The sequence below is a fragment of the Paractinoplanes toevensis genome, assembly GCF_018332695.1.
Lineage (GTDB): Bacteria > Actinomycetota > Actinomycetes > Mycobacteriales > Micromonosporaceae > Actinoplanes > Actinoplanes toevensis.
In genome coordinates this window covers 39,580-58,802 of sequence record NZ_BOQN01000139.1, presented here as the reverse complement: position 1 = coordinate 58,802, position 19,223 = coordinate 39,580, and the positions used below count along the sequence as shown (strand labels likewise).

17 protein-coding genes and 1 pseudogene are annotated in these 19,223 nt (G+C 69.9%); 10 read left to right on the top strand and 8 right to left on the bottom strand.

Annotated features, from left to right (window positions below):
• A pseudogene (locus Ato02nite_RS45435) lies at positions 1-398 on the bottom strand (hypothetical protein); the annotation flags it as partial.
• A gap of 213 nt (positions 399-611) precedes the next feature.
• Here Ato02nite_RS45435 and dnaK point away from each other — a divergent pair.
• The 5 genes from dnaK to Ato02nite_RS45410 all read left to right on the top strand — a co-directional run bounded on the left by dnaK (position 612) and on the right by Ato02nite_RS45410 (position 6,065).
• The gene (gene dnaK / locus Ato02nite_RS45430; RefSeq protein WP_213012939.1) at positions 612-2,498 is read left to right on the top strand and encodes a molecular chaperone DnaK; all 1,887 of its coding nucleotides are present in this window, start codon (positions 612-614) and stop codon (positions 2,496-2,498) included.
• On the top strand, positions 2,495-3,136 hold the full coding sequence (grpE, locus tag Ato02nite_RS45425; protein ID WP_213012938.1) for a nucleotide exchange factor GrpE: 642 nt from the start codon (positions 2,495-2,497) through the stop codon (positions 3,134-3,136). The genes dnaK and grpE overlap by 4 nt, the downstream gene beginning before the upstream one ends.
• 64 nt (positions 3,137-3,200) lie before the next feature.
• A complete protein-coding gene (dnaJ, locus tag Ato02nite_RS45420) occupies positions 3,201-4,403 on the top strand; it encodes a molecular chaperone DnaJ (RefSeq protein WP_213012937.1) in 1,203 nt (400 codons plus the stop codon).
• Positions 4,404-4,424: 21 nt separating this feature from the next.
• A complete protein-coding gene (locus Ato02nite_RS45415) occupies positions 4,425-4,859 on the top strand; it encodes a heat shock protein transcriptional repressor HspR (protein ID WP_213012936.1) in 435 nt (144 codons plus the stop codon).
• 108 nt (positions 4,860-4,967) lie between these two features.
• Positions 4,968-6,065, top strand: a complete 1,098-nt coding sequence (locus tag Ato02nite_RS45410) for an FAD-dependent oxidoreductase (protein ID WP_213012935.1) — start codon at positions 4,968-4,970, stop codon at positions 6,063-6,065.
• Here Ato02nite_RS45410 and Ato02nite_RS45405 read toward each other — a convergent pair.
• The 4 genes from Ato02nite_RS45405 to Ato02nite_RS45390 all read right to left on the bottom strand — a co-directional run bounded on the left by Ato02nite_RS45405 (position 6,062) and on the right by Ato02nite_RS45390 (position 9,659).
• Positions 6,062-6,505 carry a hypothetical protein gene (locus Ato02nite_RS45405; RefSeq protein ID WP_213012934.1) on the bottom strand — a complete coding sequence of 148 codons (444 nt, stop codon included), beginning with the start codon at positions 6,503-6,505 and terminating at the stop codon, positions 6,062-6,064. The two genes, Ato02nite_RS45410 and Ato02nite_RS45405, sit on opposite strands and share 4 nt — an antisense overlap.
• A 141-nt stretch (positions 6,506-6,646) precedes the next feature.
• On the bottom strand, positions 6,647-7,855 hold the full coding sequence (locus Ato02nite_RS45400; protein WP_213012933.1) for a cation:proton antiporter: 1,209 nt from the start codon (positions 7,853-7,855) through the stop codon (positions 6,647-6,649).
• 48 nt (positions 7,856-7,903) lie between these two features.
• A complete protein-coding gene (locus tag Ato02nite_RS45395) occupies positions 7,904-8,401 on the bottom strand; it encodes a cation:proton antiporter regulatory subunit (RefSeq protein WP_213012932.1) in 498 nt (165 codons plus the stop codon).
• A 40-nt stretch (positions 8,402-8,441) separates the two neighbouring features.
• Complete coding sequence (locus tag Ato02nite_RS45390) at positions 8,442-9,659, bottom strand: sugar efflux transporter (protein ID WP_213012931.1); 1,218 nt, start codon at positions 9,657-9,659, stop codon at positions 8,442-8,444.
• Positions 9,660-9,806: 147 nt separating this feature from the next.
• Here Ato02nite_RS45390 and clpB point away from each other — a divergent pair, with 147 nt between their 5' ends.
• Entirely contained in the window at positions 9,807-12,395 is a 2,589-nt protein-coding gene (clpB, locus tag Ato02nite_RS45385) for an ATP-dependent chaperone ClpB (protein WP_213012930.1), read from the top strand.
• Between the two features lie 55 nt (positions 12,396-12,450).
• Here clpB and Ato02nite_RS45380 read toward each other — a convergent pair whose 3' ends face one another.
• Positions 12,451-12,627, bottom strand: a complete 177-nt coding sequence (locus Ato02nite_RS45380; RefSeq protein ID WP_213012929.1) for a hypothetical protein — start codon at positions 12,625-12,627, stop codon at positions 12,451-12,453.
• A 399-nt stretch (positions 12,628-13,026) separates the two neighbouring features.
• Here Ato02nite_RS45380 and Ato02nite_RS45375 point away from each other — a divergent pair, with 399 nt between their 5' ends.
• Positions 13,027-13,887: a hypothetical protein gene (locus Ato02nite_RS45375; protein WP_213012928.1), complete on the top strand. Its 861-nt coding sequence runs from the start codon at positions 13,027-13,029 to the stop codon at positions 13,885-13,887.
• Between the two features lie 167 nt (positions 13,888-14,054).
• On the opposite strand, the gene Ato02nite_RS45370 is transcribed toward Ato02nite_RS45375, so the two are convergent.
• Positions 14,055-14,360: a hypothetical protein gene (locus Ato02nite_RS45370; protein WP_213012927.1), complete on the bottom strand. Its 306-nt coding sequence runs from the start codon at positions 14,358-14,360 to the stop codon at positions 14,055-14,057.
• Between the two features lie 2,335 nt (positions 14,361-16,695).
• Here Ato02nite_RS45370 and Ato02nite_RS45365 point away from each other — a divergent pair.
• The 3 genes from Ato02nite_RS45365 to Ato02nite_RS45355 all read left to right on the top strand — a co-directional run bounded on the left by Ato02nite_RS45365 (position 16,696) and on the right by Ato02nite_RS45355 (position 18,300).
• A complete protein-coding gene (locus tag Ato02nite_RS45365; protein ID WP_213012926.1) occupies positions 16,696-17,091 on the top strand; it encodes a hypothetical protein in 396 nt (131 codons plus the stop codon).
• Between the two features lie 57 nt (positions 17,092-17,148).
• Positions 17,149-17,526, top strand: coding sequence for an ArsR/SmtB family transcription factor (locus Ato02nite_RS45360; protein WP_014440216.1), 378 nt, complete (start codon positions 17,149-17,151; stop codon positions 17,524-17,526).
• A gap of 99 nt (positions 17,527-17,625) precedes the next feature.
• Entirely contained in the window at positions 17,626-18,300 is a 675-nt protein-coding gene (locus Ato02nite_RS45355) for a class II aldolase/adducin family protein (RefSeq protein WP_213012925.1), read from the top strand.
• 49 nt (positions 18,301-18,349) lie between these two features.
• On the opposite strand, the gene Ato02nite_RS45350 is transcribed toward Ato02nite_RS45355, so the two are convergent.
• Positions 18,350-19,165: a DedA family protein gene (locus tag Ato02nite_RS45350; protein ID WP_213012924.1), complete on the bottom strand. Its 816-nt coding sequence runs from the start codon at positions 19,163-19,165 to the stop codon at positions 18,350-18,352.
• Positions 19,166-19,223: the final 58 nt, after the last annotated feature.

Genomic DNA, 19,223 nt, shown 5'->3' with positions numbered 1-19,223 from the left:
GGGTCCGGTTCGGGCAGCGGCTCGGGGGCGGGGCCCGGAATCGGGTCAAGATCCGCTGCCGGTTTTGTCGCTTCCGGGCCGGTCTCAGAATCGGATAACGTTTCGATCACCGCAGGCTGGTCGGCGGCCTCGTCGGTCTCCGCGTCATCTTCCGGTAACTCGATCTTGGTATCCGGATCACCTTCCGCGACGGTTTCGACGGCCTCGGTCGGCGCCTCGTCGGCGGGATCAGGATGTGGCTGACGGGACACGACGGCTTCCGTAGGATCAGAGTTGTCCCCGGCGTCGGTCGAGACCGTGCTCGTCAGGGCCTTCTCGTCCGATCCCGCGGGCTCTTTCGCTGCGGCGTCCACGGCGGAATTGGCCGATGGACCGACCGCGTCACCGTGCGTCGTCACGGGTAAAGAGTGCCCGATCTATGCATGCAGGACAACAGGTGCCGGTATGCCGTGACCGGACAGGTATCTACCGAACTGCAAGGGTCGATACGTGTGTGAGTTGCGTCCGGTTGGCTCAAGTCCGAGTTGACGATGAGCATGCCCGTGGCATCATTGAGTCGGTTCCACTCAACCTTGTACTGAACCGAGCTCTGTAAGAAGCGAGGACCAACCATGGCACGTGCGGTCGGCATCGACCTCGGCACCACGAACTCCTGCGTCAGCGTTCTGGAAGGAGGCGAGCCCACCGTCATCGCCAATGCGGAGGGCTCCCGGACGACGCCGTCGATCGTCGCCTTCGCCCGTAACGGTGAGGTGCTCGTCGGCGAGGTCGCCAAGCGCCAGGCGGTGACGAACCCGGACCGGACCATTCGTTCGGTCAAGCGTGAGGTCGGCACGAACTGGTCGATCGACATCGACGGTAAGAAGTACACCCCGCAGGAGATCTCGGCGCGGGTCCTGATGAAGCTGAAGCGCGACTCCGAGGCCTACCTCGGTGAGACGGTCACGGACGCGGTCATCACCGTTCCGGCCTACTTCAACGACGCGCAGCGCCAGGCCACCAAGGAGGCGGGCGAGATCGCCGGCCTCAACGTCCTGCGGATCGTCAACGAGCCCACCGCCGCGGCTCTGGCCTACGGGCTGGACAAGGGCTCCAAGGAGCAGACCGTCCTGGTCTTCGACCTCGGCGGCGGCACCTTCGACGTCTCGCTGCTCGAGCTGGGCGACGGCGTCATCGAGGTCAAGTCGACCTCCGGCGACAACCACCTGGGCGGCGACGACTGGGACCAGCGGGTCATCGACCACCTGGTCAAGACGTTCCGCGGCGAGCACGGCATCGACCTGGGCGCCGACAAGATGGCCCTGCAGCGTCTGCGCGAGGCCGCCGAGAAGGCGAAGATCGAGCTGTCCGCGGCCACCACCACGAGCATCAACCTGCCGTACATCACGGCCGGCCCGGACGGGCCGCTGCACCTGGACACGTCGCTGTCCCGGGCCGAGTTCCAGCGCATGACGCAGGACCTGCTCGACCGCTGCAAGGGCCCGTTCGAGTCCGCGATCAAGGACGCCGACGTCAAGCTCTCCGACGTCGACCACGTCATCCTGGTCGGCGGCTCGACCCGCATGCCCGCGGTCGCCGAGCTGGTCAAGAGCATGACCGGTAAGGACGCCAACAAGGGCGTCAACCCGGACGAGGTCGTCGCGGTCGGCGCCGCTCTGCAGGCCGGCGTGCTCAAGGGCGAGGTCAAGGACGTTCTGCTCCTCGACGTCACCCCGCTGTCCCTGGGCATCGAGACCAAGGGCGGCATCATGCACAAGCTGGTCGAGCGCAACACGACCATCCCGGCGCACCGCTCCGAGGTCTACACCACGGCCGACGACAACCAGCCGTCCGTGCTGATCCAGGTCTTCCAGGGCGAGCGCGAGATGGCCGCCTACAACAAGAAGCTCGGCACGTTCGAGCTCAGCGGCATCGCGCCGGCCCCGCGCGGGGTCCCGCAGATCGAGGTCTCCTTCGACATCGACGCGAACGGCATCGTGCACGTGTCCGCCAAGGACCTGGGCACGGGCAAGGAGCAGAAGATGACGATCACCGGCGGCTCCGCGCTGCCGAAGGACGACATCGAGCGGATGATGCGCGACGCCCAGGACCACGCGGACGAGGACAAGAAGCGCCGCGAGGACGCGGAGACCCGCAACCTGGCCGAGCAGCTGCAGTGGCAGACCGAGAAGTTCCTGGCCGAGAGCGGCGACAAGCTGCCCGAGGACAGCAAGAACAAGATCGGCGAGGCGCTCGGCGAGCTGCGTGGCGCCCTCGGCGGCTCCGACATCGAGAAGATCAAGTCGGCGCACGAGCACCTGTCGCAGGTCTCCCAGGAAGCCGGTTCTCTGCTGTACTCGCAGGGTGACGGCACTCAGGCCGCCCCCGGTGGCGCCGACGGCACCCAGGCTCCGGGTGGTGCGCCGGGTGGCGCGACCGGTGCCGGTCCGTCCGCCGCTTCCGCTGGTGGTGCCGACGACGTCGTCGACGCCGAGATCGTGGAGGACGACAAGAAGTGACCACCGCGGACGACGAGAACGACGGTCAGGCGACCGAGCGGGTCGTCATCCGGGACCGCCGCAAGATCGATCCAAAGGCCGAGGCGAAGGTCAAAGACGCCGCCGAGGTCAAGGAGAAGCCGATCGGTGGCGCACACCGCGCCGCCGAACCGGAGGAGGGTGCCGTGACTGAGGAGGCTGCCGAGCCGGCCGCCCCGGCTCTCGGTGCCGAGCTCGAAGCGTTGCGCAGCGAGCTCGACGAGCGGACCCACGACCTGCAGCGGGTGACCGCTGAGTACGCCAACTACCGCAAGCGGGTCGACCGCGACCGGTCGGCGGCCGCCGAGCTGACCACCGGCGCGGTGCTCACCGCGCTGTTGCCGCTGCTCGACGACATCGACCGGGCGCGCGAGCACGGCGATCTGGTCGGCCCGTTCGCCTCGGTGGCGGAGTCGCTGACCGCGGTGACCGGCAAGCTCGGCCTCACCGCGTTCGGCGAGAAGGGTGATCCCTTCGACCCGAACCGGCACGAGGCGGTCGCGCACCTGACGTCAGCCGACGTCACGGAGCCGACCTGCGTCGAGGTGATGCGCCGGGGTTACACGCTGGGCGAGCGGATGCTTCGTGCCGCTCTGGTCGCGGTGGCCGACCCGGAGTGATCTCACAGGCTCGTCCCGCCCACCCCCCGGTGGGCGGGACTACCGCTAGGCGGAGGTGGACGCGATGAGCTCGAAGGACTGGCTCGAGAAGGACTTCTATGCCGTCCTGGGCGTGAACAAGTCCGCCACGACCGACGAGATCAAGAAGGCATACCGAAAGCTCGCACGCGACCTGCACCCCGACCGCAATCCGGACAACAAGGAGGCGGAGGAGAAGTTCAAGGCCGCGTCCGAGGCGTACGACGTGCTGTCCGACGACAAGAAGCGCAAAGAGTACGACGAGATGCGCTCGCTGTTCGGCTCGGGCGCGTTCCGCCGGGGCGCTCGCTCGGGCACCGGCGGTGCGCAGTTCGACCCGTCCGACCTGTTCGGCGGGTTCTCCGGAGCGGGTGCCGGGGCCGGCAGCCCCGGCGACCGGCGCTTCGGGGGGGCGGGCTTCTCGGACATATTCAGCTCGATATTTTCGGGCGGAGGTCCGGGCGGCAACGCCGCCGCACGGCGCGGCCCGCGCCGCGGCCGGGACGTGGAGACCGAGGTGACTCTCGACTTCACCCAGGCCGTACGCGGTACGACGTTGCCGCTGACGCTGCGGTCGGCCGGTGAGTGCGACACGTGTCACGGCAACGGCGCGAAGCCGGGCACCTCGCCACGCACCTGTCCGCAGTGCCACGGCAGCGGCCTGATCTCCCGTAACCAGGGCTCGTTCAGTTTCAGCGAGCCGTGCCGGGAGTGCCAGGGCGCCGGCACCATCGTCGACGAGAAGTGCCCCGAGTGCCGGGGCACGGGCGGGGTCACCAAGGCCCGCACGATCAACGTCCGGTTCCCGTCCGGTGTTGCCGACGGCCAGCGCATCCGGCTCTCCGGCCGTGGTGAGCCGGGCGATCGCGGCGGTCCGGCCGGCGACCTGTACGTACAGGTCGCGGTGCGACCCGACGACCTGTTCGGGCGCAGCGGCGACGACCTCACGCTGACCGTGCCGATCAGCATCGCCGAGGCGGTGCTCGGTGCCGACCTCCGGGTGCCGACCCTGGAAGGCCCGGTCACCCTGCGGGTGCCACCCGGCACCCCGAGCGGACGCAAGTTGCGAGCTCGCGGCAAGGGCGTGGCTCGCAAGGACGGACCACCCGGCGACCTGATCGTCACGGTCGAGGTTCAGGTGCCGGATGCCGTCACGGGGGAAGCGCGGGACGCGCTGGAGCGCTTCGCGAAACTGACCCCGCCGGCTGGGCGGGACCGGCTCGAGGCGCGTGTGCGCCGAGGCGGTTAGTACCTGATCGGGAGGTGGCACATGTATGAGGAGATCCACATCTCGGTGGAGCAAGCCTCTGACGCTAAGGTTCTGATCATTTCGGTGGCCGCACGACTGGCCGGCATGCACCCCCAGACGCTGCGCCAGTACGACCGGCTCGGCCTGGTGCAGCCCGGCCGAGCGGGCGGCGGCGGCCGCCGGTACAGCGAACGTGATGTTGCCCTGCTGCGTGAGGTGCAGAAACTCAGCCAGGACGAGGGCGTCAACCTGGCCGGCATCAAGCGCATCATCGGCTTGGAGCAGCTGGTCGCCGACCTGCAGCACCGGGTCGCCGAGTTGGAGCAGCAGCTCGACGACGCCTACACCCGGATAGCTCACATGGAGAGCCCGTACTCCGGCCGGGACCTGGTTCGCCAGGAGCGACCGTCCACGGCCCTGGTGGTCTGGCGGCCGCGCCGGTCCTCCGACAAGTAACGACAGGCGGCCTTCCCCGGGGAGGCCGCTTTTCTCTGTGTCCTGACGAACGTGTTCGTTAAGAACGTGTTCGTGTATTGTCGAACGCAGGCGAAGGAGGAGATCGAGATGATCACGATTGTTGGAGCGGGGCTCGGCGGGCTGACCCTGGCGCGGGTGCTGGCGGTGCACGGGATCGAGTCCGTCATCCATGACGCGGACGCCGCACCGCACGCCCGGCACCAGGGCGGCATGCTCGACATGCACGAGGAGTCCGGGCAGATGGCGTTGCGCGCCGCCGGGGTGTTCGAGGAGTTCCGCCGGCACGTGCTCGCCGGCGGCGACGCCACCCGGGTGCTGGACCGGAACGCGACCGTGCTGTTCGACGAGGAGGGCAACGACGCCCGGCCCGAGATCGACCGGGGAGCGCTGCGCGACCTGCTGCTCTACTCGTTGCCCGAGGGGACCGTCCGGTGGAACTCCCGGGTCACCGGGGTGCGGCCGGTCGCCGGCGGGCACGAGCTGACCTTCGCCGACGGGCGGACCGAGACCACGGAACTGCTGGTCGGCGCCGACGGCGCCTGGTCGCGGGTCCGGGCGCTGGTCTCCGCCGACCAGCCGGTCTATTCGGGCCTGTCGTTCGTCGAGATCCGGATCCCGGAGGCGATCGCCGAGCACCCCCGCCTCGCCGGGTTGTGCGGCGAGGGAATGCTCTTCGCGCTCGACGACGAGCGCGGCATCCTCGCCCACCGCGAGTCGAACGACGAGATCTGCGCCTACGTCGCGGTGAAGCAGCCGGCCGACTGGGCTGCGGCCGGCGTGACCCGCGAGCAGTTGCTGGGCCTCTTCGACGACTGGCACCCGGACCTGCGCGGCATCATCTCCGAGAGCGACGGTTCGCTGATCACCCGGCCGATCCACGCGCTGCCGGTCGGGCACCGCTGGTCACGCACGCCCGGGGTGACGCTGGTCGGCGACGCCGCGCACCTGATGTCACCGTTCGCCGGCGAGGGCGCCAACCTGGCCATGCAGGACGGCGCCGAGCTGGCGCAAGCGATCATCGCGCACCCGGCCGACGTGGAGGCCGCGCTGAGCGCTTACGAGACCGCGATGTTCCCGCGCGCCCGAGCCGCGGCCGAGGAGTCCGCGTCGAACATGGTCGACCTGTTCCGGCCGCACGGCGCGCGCCGACTGGCCGACATGTTCCTCTCGTACGCAGCCGGTTAGCGGCGGAACATCCCGAGGCGTCGGGGGTGGCGCACCAGGCCACCCTCGATCCAGTCGGCGTAGTCGAACGTCTCGGGACGGCTCATCAGGACGCGCACGTTGTGCGCCCAGATCGCCATCGGCTCGTCGCCGACCTCCTCGGCCCGCTCGACGAACTTCTTGAGACGTCGTTTGCGCTGGCTGGTCGCATTTTGCCGGACCCCGTCGGCGGCGTAGATGTACATGCAGTGCTGCGCGAAGCGGCGCGCCGGGCACTGCCGATCCATGGCCAGCTCGAAGAGGGTCGGTGCGAGTACGTCACCGGAGATGAGCAGATCCCAGTCTCCGGGCATGGCATCGAGAGGCACTGACTCCGGGCTGTACGCCCACGCCTGCATCTCCTCCGGCCGAGGATCGACCGGGTTCGCGAATCCATAGAAAGTCGACTCACGCACTGTCACGCCGCCGCCTAGACAGAAAGTCCGAATAACACGTAGTTGTCGAGCCGGAACGGTAGCGCGCCCCAAGTTCCTACGGAAGTGTTAGGGCATCACAATCGGATACTGGTCAGTAGCTTTGCGGAGTTCTACCCGTAACCAGGGTCACTCACCTGCGGGAACAGGGGCTGCGCGGCGCTGCCGGAGGGCCATCCGCCGCCTGACAATGTTCTTGAACCACTGGTAATCGGGCAGCCGGGCGAGCATCGGTCCGGTGACGACGGTGATCAATACGTAGGCGGTCGCCAGCGGCGCGAGCCGGGGCTCCACCCCGGACGCCACCGCCAGGCCGGCGATGACCACCGAGAACTCGCCACGCGGCATCAGCGCGAGCCCGGCCCGCAGCTGACCGGGCAGGGCCACGCCCACCCGCTTGGCGGCCAGGTAACCGGTGAACACCTTCGTCGTCATGGTCAGCACGGCCAGGCCGAGCGCGGGCAGCAGCACCGGCGGCATGTCGGCCGGGTCGGTGGACAGCCCGAAGAAGACGAAGAAGACCGCCGCGAACAGGTCGCGCAGCGGTTCCAGCATCTGGGTGGCGTGGTGCGCGACCGGACCGGACAGCGCGATGCCGACCAGGAACGCGCCGACCGCGGCGGACACCTTGAGCTCGGCCGCCACGCCGGCCACGAACAGGGTCAGCCCGAGCACGCTGAGCAGCAGTGCCTCCGGGTCCGACACCGACATGGCCTTGCTGATCGTGCTGCCGTAGCGGATCGCCACGACCAGCACCGCGATCACCGTGACCACCGCGACGGCGAGCGCCTGGAGCCCGCCGGCCAGACCGACGCCGGCCAGCACGGCGGTGACCAGCGGCAGGTAGAAGGCCATCGCCAGGTCCTCGATGACCAGCACGGACAGGATCACCGGGGTCTCCCGGTTACCGAGGCGGCCGAGGTCGCCGAGCACCTTGGCGATCACGCCGGAGGAGGAGACCCAGGTGATGCCGGCCAGCACCAGGGCGGCCTGCCAGCCCCAGCCCAGCAGCAGCGCGAAGCCGGCCCCGGGCAGCGCGTTGAGCAGCGCGTCGATCACCCCGGCGGGCGCGGCCGCGCGCAGATTGCCGACCAGCTCGGTCGCGGAGTACTCCAGGCCCAGCATGACCAGCAGCAGGATCACGCCGATCTCGGCGCCGATCGAGATGAACTCCTCGCTGGCCGAGAGCGGGACGACGCCGCCGTGGCCGAAGGCGAGCCCGGCGAGCAGGTAGAGCGGGATGGGCGAGAGGCCGATCGTGCGGCCGAGCCGCCCGAGCATGCCGAGCGCGAAGAGCAGCGCGCCGACCTCGATCAGGAGAATCGTCGTACTGTGCATCCTCCGCCTTTAATTCTGGGGTTTTCCGCCGCGGGCAGGCTCAGTGGCCTAGTCGTCGTGGTTGCCGGCCAGGATGGCGGTGACGCCGTCCAGGCCATCGCGGGTGCCGACGGCGACGACCACGTCGTTCGCCTCGAAGACGAAGGACGGGCCGGGCGACGCGATCACCTCGCGGTCGCGCAGCACGGCCACGATCGAGGCACTCGTGCGGGTGCGGGCCCGGGTGTCGCCCAGCTTGCGGCCGACGAACGGCGAGCCGGCCGGCAGCGCGATCTGCTCGGTGAGCAGACCGGCGGCCTGCTGCCGCAGACCGGCGAGCTGGCCGAGCATGAGGGACGCGCCGAGCACGTCGGCGAGCGCCTCCGCCTCACCGTCGGTGAGCGGGATCGAGGCGAGGCAGGCGTCGGGGTCGTCCACGTCGTACAGCACCAGGTCGCGGCGGCCGTTGCGGTGGGAGACCACCCCGACCGTACGACCCGACGAGGTCACCAGGTCATGCCGGACACCGATGCCCGGCAACGGAGTCTGTTCCACCCGTACACGCACGCCGACCACCGTAACGGACTCGGAGGGGTGCACCCTTCCACTATGGGTGATATGCCGGTTCTGTGGGGGAGAACTGATCAGACGAAAGCTCCGGGACGGCCTTCGACCTCGCCCGGCCGCTGGCGATCAGCAGGACCAGGCCGAGAACCCCAAGACCCAGATTCATGCCGTACGCGTACCGGAAGCCGAAGTGCTGTGCCAGTCCGAACAGCGGCGCGGCCAGGATCTGGCTGACCGGGAACGTGTTGGTCACCATCGTGGTGGCCCGGCCGGGGTGGTCCGGCATCATGTCCTGCACGTACGAGATGCTCAGCGCGCCCACCGTCGAGATGACCATGGCCTGCAGCGCCTGCGCGGCGACCAGCACCCAGACGGCGGTCGCGACCACCACGATCGCGTGGTAGGCGACCGCACACCCCACTCCCACGTAGATCAGTCGGCGCACCGGGATCCGGGTGGTGAGCGCGCCGAGGGCCAGCATCATCGGGATCTCCAGCGCCGCGCAGACGCCGAGAACCAGGCCGGCCTGGCTGATCGAGCCGCCCAGATCATCGCTCACGAACAGCGGCATGGCCTGGACGTTCAGGGTGGACGCGGTGGTGACCGCGGTAAAGCTCGCGATGATCAGGAAGAGCGTGATCGGGCGGACCGTCGGGCCGCCGTGCGTCTCGACCTCGGCGGTGCCCACGGCCGGCTGCGGCACCCGGGGCAGCCAGAACACGATCAGCAGGGCGCCGAGCAGGTAGAGCGCGGCGGCCATCCCGTACGTCCAGCCGAAGCCGTGCGCGGCCAGCACCACCGCGGCCAACGGCGGACCGCCCACCCAGGCGGCCGAGAAGAGGGTGCGGAGCGCGCTGATCCCGAAGGCCACCCGGCCCGGTTCCTGCTGTTGGAGCAGCTGGCGGGCGTACGCAAAGCTCTGCGGAAAGAGTGCCCCGGCCACCGCGGTGAGCGAGACGGTGACCGCGAGTACCGCCCAGTAGTTCTGGAAGAGGGCGGTCAGCGCGGTGCCGGCCGCGCCGGCCAGTGCCGCGCCGATGAGCAGCGGCCGGCGGATCGGCCAGCGATCGGAGGCTCGCCCGATCAGCCACGAGATCAGTACGCCGGAGATCGGTGCGACGATCAGGAACGCGGTCGTCGCGAGCGGGCCCGCGTGCAGGCCGTCGGCGAGGAAGAGGGCCAGGTAGGGGCCGACGAATGACGTCGCCAGGCCGACCACGACGAAGATCAGGGACAGGGGCAGGAGCCGGCGGAGCACGTATCGCTACGTTACGGCGCCGGAAGACCTGCTCGGGGCCGTCGTGGCAGGCATCACGACGGATCCGTCATCGGCGTTGTCGAGATGGTCGTTCGCTCTTAAGGTTGAGTGGCGTAGGCTCAAGTCTGCTGAGCTTCAGGGGAGCACATGAACGCCGAACGTTTGACCACCAAGAGCCGAGACGTCATCACCGGTGCGGTTGCCGATGCGGGCCGGCGGGGCCATGCCACGGTCGAGCCGTGGCACCTGCTGCTTTCGCTGCTGGACACCGGCGGTTCCACCGCTCCGGCGCTGCTGCGCGCGGTCGGTGCCAATCCCGCGGACGTGCGCCGGGCCGCGGTGCATGCCATCGAGCAGCTGCCCTCGGCCCGGGGTGCCAGCACCGCCGAGCCGAGCCTGTCCCGCGAGTTCGTGAACGCCATCGGTGAGGCCGAGCTGATCGCCCAGCCGCTCGGCGACGAATACGTGTCGACCGAGCACCTGCTGTCCGGCCTGGCCCGGGGCGCCGGCGCCGTGGGTCGCGCACTGAAGGGGGTCGGTGCCACCGAGGAGTCGCTGGTGGCCGCGTTCCCGCAGGTCCGCGGCGGCGAGCGGCGGGTCACCACCCCCGACGGCGAGCAGACCTACCAGGCGCTGGAGAAGTACAGCGTCGACCTGACCACCCAGGCCCGGGACGGCAAGATCGACCCGGTGATCGGCCGGGACGCCGAGATCCGCCGGGTCATCCAGGTCCTCTCCCGCCGCACCAAGAACAACCCGGTGCTGATCGGCGAGCCGGGCGTCGGCAAGACCGCGATCGTCGAGGGCCTGGCCCAGCGCATCGTGGCCGGCGACGTGCCGGAGACCCTGCGCGACAAGAAGCTGGTCTCGCTCGACCTCGGCGCCATGGTGGCCGGTGCGCAATATCGCGGTCAGTTCGAGGAACGGCTCAAGAGCGTCCTCGAGGAGATCCGCAGCTCCAACGGCCAGGTCGTCACGTTCCTCGACGAGCTGCACACGGTCGTCGGCGCCGGCAAGGGCGAGGGCTCGATGGACGCCGGCAACATGCTCAAGCCGATGCTGGCCCGCGGCGAGCTGCGCATGGTCGGCGCCACCACCCTTGACGAATACCGCGAGCACATCGAGAAGGACCCGGCACTCGAGCGGCGGTTCCAGCCGGTCGTGGTCGGCGAGCCGACGGTCGAGGACACGATCGGCATCCTGCGCGGGCTCAAGGGCCGTTACGAGGCGCACCACCGGGTGCAGATCACCGACGCCGCCCTGGTCGCCGCGGCCTCGCTGTCCGACCGCTACATCAGCGACCGATTCCTGCCGGACAAGGCGATCGACCTGATCGACGAGGCCGCCTCCCGGCTGCGCATGGAGATCGACTCCCGGCCGGTCGAGCTCGACCAGCTCCAGCGGCAGGTCGACCGGATGCGGATCGAGAAGCTCGCCCTGGAGAAGGAGACCGACCCGGCCTCCCGCGACCGGCTGGCCAACCTCGAGCGTGCGCTGGCCGACCGCGAGGAGGAGTTGACCGCGCTCAACGCCCGGTGGGAGCGCGAGCGCGGCGGCCTCAACCGGGTCGGTGAGCTCAAGAAGCGGCTCGACGAGGCGCGGGCCGAACTGGAGCGGGCCCAGCGCGACGCCGAGTGGGAAAAGGCGTCCCGCCTGCAATACCAGGAGATCCCCGCGCTCGAGCAGGAGCTGAACACCGCGGCCGAGGCGGACGAGGAGGAGAACGCCGAGCCGCCGATGGTCAAGGAGGAGGTCGGCGCCGACGACATCGCCGAGGTCATCTCCTCGTGGACCGGCATCCCGGCCGGCCGGATGATGGAGGGCGAGACCGCCAAGCTGCTGCGCATGGAGGAATCGCTGCAGGCCAAGGTCATCGGCCAGCGCGAGGCCGTCGCCGCGGTGGCCGGCGCCGTCCGCCGGGCCCGGGCCGGCATCGCCGACCCCGACCGGCCGACCGGCAGCTTCCTCTTCCTCGGCCCGACCGGCGTCGGCAAGACCGAGCTGGCCAAGGCCCTCGCCGGCTTCCTCTTCGATGACGAGCGGGCGATGGTCCGCATCGACATGAGCGAGTACGGCGAGAAGCACTCGGTCGCCCGGCTCGTCGGTGCCCCGCCCGGCTACGTGGGGTACGAAGAGGGTGGCCAGCTCACCGAGGCGGTGCGCCGCCGGCCGTACAGCGTGGTGCTGCTCGACGAGGTGGAGAAGGCCCACCCCGACGTCTTCGACGTGCTGTTGCAGGTGCTCGACGACGGCCGGCTCACCGATGGGCAGGGCCGTACGGTCGACTTCCGCAACGCGATCCTGGTGCTCACCTCCAACCTCGGATCGCAGGCCGCCGACTTCACCATGGGTGACGAGGAGCGGCGCGACGAGGTGATGGCCGTGGTGCGGGCGCACTTCAAGCCGGAGTTCCTCAACCGGCTCGACGACATCGTGGTGTTCCACGCGCTCACCAAGGACGACCTGTCGTCGATCGTCGACATCCAGCTCGGGCGGCTGCGCGACCGGCTGGCCGAGCGGCGGCTGCGGCTCGAGGTCGCGCCGGCGGCGGTGGAGTGGCTGGGCGAGCACGGGTACGACCCGATCTACGGTGCCCGCCCGCTGCGGCGGCTCATCCAGTCCTCGATCGGTGACCTGCTCGCCAAGGCGCTGCTGGCCGGGGAGATCCGGGACGGCGACACCGTGGTGGTCGACCTGGGTGACGGCAAGGACAGCCTGTCCATCCACCGAGCCTGACTCGCCAGATGGAAGAGGCCCCGGGGGTTCCCCGGGGCCTCTGTCGTGCTTGCGCCTAGTGCGTCGCGTCCCGCTGACGATAAGCGTGCGTCATGAGTACGTCCGTGACGTGGTGCTCGCCCTCGTCGGACCAGATGCGGATGCCGTCGCGGTGCAATTCGTACCGGACGTCTTTGAATCGGGTGCGGGTGTCGTCATGATGGACGACCGTCAACGTGTCGGCTTGTGGCATGTGGGACTCACCGGTCCTTAAGTCTGGGGCAGCCGCGGTGTGGTCACGCGGCCGGCGTAATGGGAAGGGTGCCCGGCTGCGGTCTGCCTCGGCCCCGGAACTCTGTTTGCGGGGCGGGCGACTCGTGCGGGCAGGTGGCGTCGCCGGAGGTCTCTGCTGCCAGGTCGGCGCCACGGATGGAAGTGTAGGGGCCGCGATCGCCCCATGTCGCCCCCTGATCGAGCGACCTATTTCCGGATATTTCGGCCATCGTCGCCCGATGTTGCCACAGCGTCACTGGGCGCGCAGCGCGGTCGCGAATGTGGACCCGTACCGATACCGTGGGTTTGGATCAAGATTGGGGGATTCGTGACCGTTCCCAGCTTCGCCACACCCGCCCCCCGGGTCAGACCCGGCACCGTGAGCGCTGCGACCTACCTTCTGTATGCGGTGGCCGCCCTGGAAATCATCAACGCGATCCTCACGTTCGCCACGCTCGGCCCGGTCACCGACGCCATCTCGGACGTCTACGCCGACACCACACTTTCGGACAGCGCCGACACGATCATCACCGCGTTCTACGCCGGGGGCGCCGTCGTCAACCTGCTGCTCGGGGCCCTCTTCGCGGTCCTGGGCGCCTTCGACAGCCGCGGCAAGAACTGGGCCCGCATCCTCACCTGGGTGTTCGGCGGCATCGCACTCTGCTGCGTCGGCGCCGGCCTGGGCAGCAGCAGCATCTCCGGCTCGCTCGAGACCAGCGCCGACACGGCCGGCGGCCCGACCCCCGAGGAAGTGCAGCGGCGCCTCGACGAGGCCCTGCCGTCCTGGTTCACCCCGGTCGGCACGACGATCACCGTGATCGTGCTGATCGCCCTGCTCGCCGTGATCATCCTGCTGGCGCTGCCGAAGTCGAACGAGTTCTTCCGCAAGCAGCCGGCCGCCGACCAGTGGGGCCAACCCGGGCAGGCCTACCCGCCGTACCCCGGCCAGCCCCCCGCCTACCCGCCGCCGGCCGCCCCCTGGGGTCAGCCCGGCCAGCCGGCGCCCGGCCTTCCGTCCTACCCCGGCCAGCAGGCGCCCGACCAGCCGCCCTACCCCGGCCAGCAGCCACCACCCCACCAGCCGCCCTATCCGGGCCAGCAGCCCCCCGACCAGCCGCCCTATCCCGGGCAGCCGGGCCCGGGGCAGCAGTCGCCGCCCGCGCCCGGCCAGGGAACGCCGCCGGCGAACCCGAACCCGTGGGGCGACCAGCCACCCAATCCGCCCACCGACCGGTCCTGATCCAGCCCGCACGGTAGGTTCGGGCCAACGGATCACCGTGGGGAGTCGTCGATGTCATACCCAACTCTGCTGCCGCCTGCTGTCGCCCCGCCGTCACCTGCGGGGCGTCCGCCGGTGGTGTCGGCCGCCGCCCTGCTGCTCTGGGCGATGGCCGGGGTCGGGCTGATCTACGCGATCGCGACCATGGCGGTGGTGCCCGGCACGATCAGCCGGTTCCGCGACGTGGCCGACGGCGCGATGCAGCAGTTCCGCAGCAGCGTCGACCCGGACGCGTACGTCGCGATCGTCTGGCTCGGCGCGGCCGTCGCCCTGGCCTTGGCGGTGATCGTGTTCGCGCTGTTCGTGGTGCTCGGCATAGCGCTACGCCGGGGCAGCAACGTGGCCCGGACCGCCACGCTCGTGGTCTGCGCCATCGGCGCGGTCGCCGGCCTCGGCAGCCTGATCGCGGTCGGCGTCCAGCGGGGCGGCGACACGGCACCCTTGTCGGTCGGTCAGCAGCTCACCGATGCGTACCCCAGCGGCTGGCTCGGCATGAACATCTCCGTCTCGGTAGCGCAGGTCCTGGCCTACGTCCTGGTGGCGATCCTGATCCTGGCCGCACCGAAGGTCTTCTTCCGCCGGGCCGCGGCGGCCGACCCGACACCCGAGACGTTCCCGCAGTACGGCGTCCCCTACCCCGGCCCGCTGAGCTACGCGCCGCAGGGATACGGCCCGGCGTCGGCCCCACCGGCACTGGGTGCGTTCGGCCCGGCCTCGGCACCGCCGGCCGCCGGCTGGTACGGCCCGGCGTCCGCCCCGCCCGCGCCCAGCGGCTTCGGTCCGGCGCCATCGCTGCCACCCGGCCAGGGGTACGCGCCGGCGCCCGCTCCGGGCTACGGCCCGCCTCCCGCTCAGGGCTACGGTCCGCCTGCTCCGGGCTACGGCCCGCCCGCTACGGGCCACGGTTCGGCTGCCGCTCAGGGCTACGGTCAGCCCGCTACGGGCTACGGCCCGGCTGCCGCTCAGGGCTACGGCCCGCCTCCCCCGGGTTACGGTCCGACACCTCCTCAGGGTTACGGTCCGCCTCCCGCTCAGGGCTACGGTCCGCCTTCCGCGCAGAACTACCGGCCGGCGTCCGCGCCCGGGGCGTTCCCGGCGTTGCCCGGCAGCCCTGACTACGGCCCGGCCTCGGCTCCGCCGGCGACGGGTGCGGTTCCGACGGTGCCTGCGGGTTCCGGCGACGACCCGGCGTCGTCAGTGCCTGGCGGCCCTGACTATGTTCCGGCCCCTGCGCCGTCCGCGACAGGCGCCACCGCGCCGGTGCCTGCCAGTCCTGACTTCGGCCCGGCCTCGGCGCCGCCGGCGACGGGTGCGATCCCGCCGTTGCCGCCGGGCTATGCCGATCCGTCCGCGCCGCAGGGTTGGCCGGGCCAGCCCGCGCCTGGCCTTCCGCCCTACCCTGGCCAGCCCGCGCCCTTCGCTGGTCAGCCCGGCGCTTCGCCCCATCCAGGCCAGCCGGGTCCGGGCGTCTCGCCTCACGCCGGTCAGCCGGGTCCGGGCGTCTCGCCTCACGCCGGTCAGCCGGGCCCGGGCGTCTCGCCTCACGCCGGTCAGCCGGCCCCGGGCGTCTCGCCCTATGCCGGTGGGCCGGGTCCGGGCGTTCCTCCCTATCCAGGTCAGCCCAGCCCGTGGGCTTCGTCACAGCCTGGCCAGCCGGTGCCGGGCTTCCCGCCCTATCCGGGCCAGCCGACCGCTTACGGCCCGGGATATCCGGCAGGACCCGGCTACCCGCCGGTAACGCCGCCCGACGCCAACCAAGCGGCTGTCTGGGGGCCGCCTGCGGCCCCTCAGCCACCCGCAGCGCCGCAAAGCCTCGCTGCCGGGGGCGCCGGAGCGGACGCGGCGTCGGATTCGCCTGCGGCTACCCAGGGACCTGCGGCGTCCGAATCGGCTGCGGCTACCCAGCAGCCTGCGGCGTCCGAATCGGCTGCGGCTACCCAGGGACCTGCGGCGTCCGAATCGGCTGCGGCTACGCAGGGGCCTGCGGCGCCGGTTTCGCCTGCGGCCACCCAGCGGCCTGCGGCGTCCCACGGACCTGAAGCGGCTCAAGGACCGAGGTCTAAGGGGCTGGCGTCTCAGGGAGCTGGAGCCGATGGGCCTGCGTCTCAGGGATCTGCGTCCGGCGCTGGGGCCGCGGGACCCGCCGCCGAAGTATCTGCATCTCAGGGGGCTGCGGGCACCTCTGCGCAGCCGGATGGCGTGTCGGCTGAGAGCGATTCAAGTTCCTCTTTTGCGGATCGCTCGGGTGGGGCGTCGGCCGGGGAGGCACCGGCGGCTAGTTCGGTGGCGGAGGGAGCGGATATCGTTCCGGAGGCCTCGGCGGGGCGTGCGAAGTCCACGGGAGCTACCAGGAGCGACGACGACTACTGGGCCCGGCCGGCGGAGTAACTGGTCACACGGTGTCTCGTATCGACCGCCGTGCGTCACCCGAACGGGTAGCTTTGTCCTTCGGTGATGTCCCTCTATCGGCTGTCCGGTTGGTTGTCCGCCAACCGGTCGGAGGGTGTTTTTCGCTGGATGGGTAAACGTCCGTTCGCGCGATTCACAGGACCTTCCCAGCGCCACGACCGGGTGATCTGTCGGCCCTCGGTCATGTGACGGTGGACATAGGCGCTTTGAGCTGCGTCGATGCCTCCGGGATGGGGCGAAAGGGACTAGCGTAACTGTTAAGTTTATTTTCAGATCAGCCCAATGCTGTGCGTCAATAGTTCCCTTCCGCCCCGCCGGGGCGAAAGGTACGAGTTTCGTTCCAGCAAGTACGCTCGATGCATGGAAGCACGCTACGACCTGCGTAAATTCATCACTGAATTGTCCGTCGCGGAGCGTGGTGCCGTGCTTTCATCGGGTCGTGTAGTTCTCGCGCCGAGCCGCCTCGGCCGAGAGATCGCGCAGCGTGGCGAGATGGCGACAACGAGGTGGGTAACCGCCTCAACAAGTACGGATCAGCGACCCGAAACAGATCGACGAATTGACAATGTGGGGCTCCTCACCCTGGGGGCGGGGATCGAGAGCCCGACACGCACTGGCAGCGACCAGACGGCGGCTGAGGCGTTGCAGGAGGCAGAGACCGAAGTCGGTACGCCGGAAAGGGTCGATCGTAAGGACGGGCTGCCGGACGTCCTGCGGTCAACCGAGAAGGTGATCGATATCGGCCTTACGGCCTGAAAGTTAGCCGGTTCGTTCCTGCGCACATGCAGGAGAATCGATGCAGTTGGTGGAAGGATGGAGATCGTGGGAACTGCGTTGGCGGAAATGACAATGCCTCAGATCTCGCCGCTTGCCGGCGAGCCAATTGAACGTGCCGACGCCGAGCGGCTCGCGGGAGTGCTGAAGGCACTCGCCGACCCGGCCCGGCTGCGGCTGCTGAGCCTCATCCAGTCCGCAACGGACGGCGAAGCGTGCGTCTGCGACCTGACGGCCCCCCTGGGCCTTTCGCAGCCGACCGTGAGCCACCATCTGCGGATCCTGACGGAGGCCGGCCTCCTTGAGCGCGAGAAGCGAGGCGTGTGGGCTTACTACCGGCTCGTGCCGACCGCCATCGCGACCATCGCCGACCTTCTGACGCCGCCCCGTAAGCGGGCGACCAAGAAGGCCCGCTAAGTAGCAAGGCGGAAACGCCTGGCGTCACCGTCATGGGGGCGTGGCGCCAGGCTGAAGTCCCCTCCCTCCAGTCCACCCCCCGGACCCGAGGAGTAATGGGTGAACTACGTTCCGGGTGACCTGCGTGACCAACTCGCGCATGTGGGCTACGACGTGGTCCAAGCCGGCCTGGTGGTCGGCTCGGGCGGCAACGTGTCCGCACGGATTCCCGACGAGGACGCCATCTGGGTGACTGCCGGCGGTTCCTGGCTCGACCGGCTCAGCCGCAGCTCGTTTGCGGCCGTGCGGGTTGAGGACGGCGGGCCCGCGACGATCGGCGACCTGCCGACGCCGCGACTCGAGCCGACCAGCGAGCTGGCGTTGCACCTGGCGCTTTATCGTGCACGTCCGGACGTCAACGCCGTCGTGCATCTGCACCCGCAGACCGCTCTGCTGCTCGACGCGTTGGGCGAGCACATCCGCATCGTCACCACCGACCACGCCTACTACCTGCGGCGTGTCTCGACGGTGCCGTTCCGCCTGCCCGGTGGTCCCGAGGTCGCGGCGCTGACCGCGGCCATGGCCGCCGACGGCACCGACTGCCTGGTGCTCAGCCACCACGGCTGCGTCGTGATGGGCGACTCGGTCGAGCTGGCCCACAAGCGGGCCCGCAACCTCGAAGAGGCCGCCCAGTTGACCTATCGCGCGCTTGCGGCCGGCCGGCTGGAAAACCTGCGCGATTGCCCCGAGGAGTTCCTGGACCGCCTGTCCGGCTCCGCCGCAATCTCCGTCTAGTAAGCAGCAGAAAGGCCGGCCCGATCGGGCCGGCCTTTTTCGTGGGTCCTCAGTGCCTGCGGTGTGACCGCGGGGTGCGCGGCTCGTCGTCCTCGTCGTCGCGGACCGCGTCGACCAGGCCGGCGATGCTGGCCGCCGCCACCACGCCGATCGCCTGCGCCGGCTCGACCGAGTCGGTGCCGGTGCCATTCTTCTTGTGCTTCCGTTCGCGCAGGACCTCGATGATGATCGGCAGCAGTGAGATCAGCACGATCAACGCGACCACCGGCAGGATGTAGTGGTCGATCTTGCCGTCGGTCCAGTCGAAGATCTGCTGGGCCAGCAGGTGGCCGATGAGCAGGATGCCGTCGGTCCAGAGGACGGCGCCGACCACGTTCCAGATGAAGAACTTCTTCGCCGGCATGCCGAGGGTGCCGGCGACCGGGTTGAGGAACGTGCGGACGATCGGGATGAAGCGGGCGAGAACCACGGCCTTGGCCGGGCCGAACTTCTCGAAGTAGTACTCGGCCTTCTCGACGTACTCGGTCTTGAAGAGCCGCGAGTTGGGCTTGTCGAACATCCGCCGGCCGTAGCGGGCGCCGAGCCAGTGGCCGAGCTGCGCGCCCAGGATCGCGGCCACCGGAGCACCGATGAGCAGCCCGGCGAACGAGATCCGGGTGTTCGCACCGAAGAGCGAGTCGGCCACCGGGGACGACGCGACGCCGGCCAGGAACAGCAGCGAGTCACCGGGGAAGAAGAACCCGACCAGCAGCCCGGTCTCGGCGAACATGATCGCGATCACGCCGATGAGCCCGAACGTGTGAATCAGGTCGCTGGCGTCCAGCGGGTTGAGGGCGAGCTGCTCGGTGAGCGCATGGGTGTCCACGAGGAGCCAGGGTACCGGCAGCCTGGCACCTCGTACCTGTATGAAAGCTGTGGAAAAC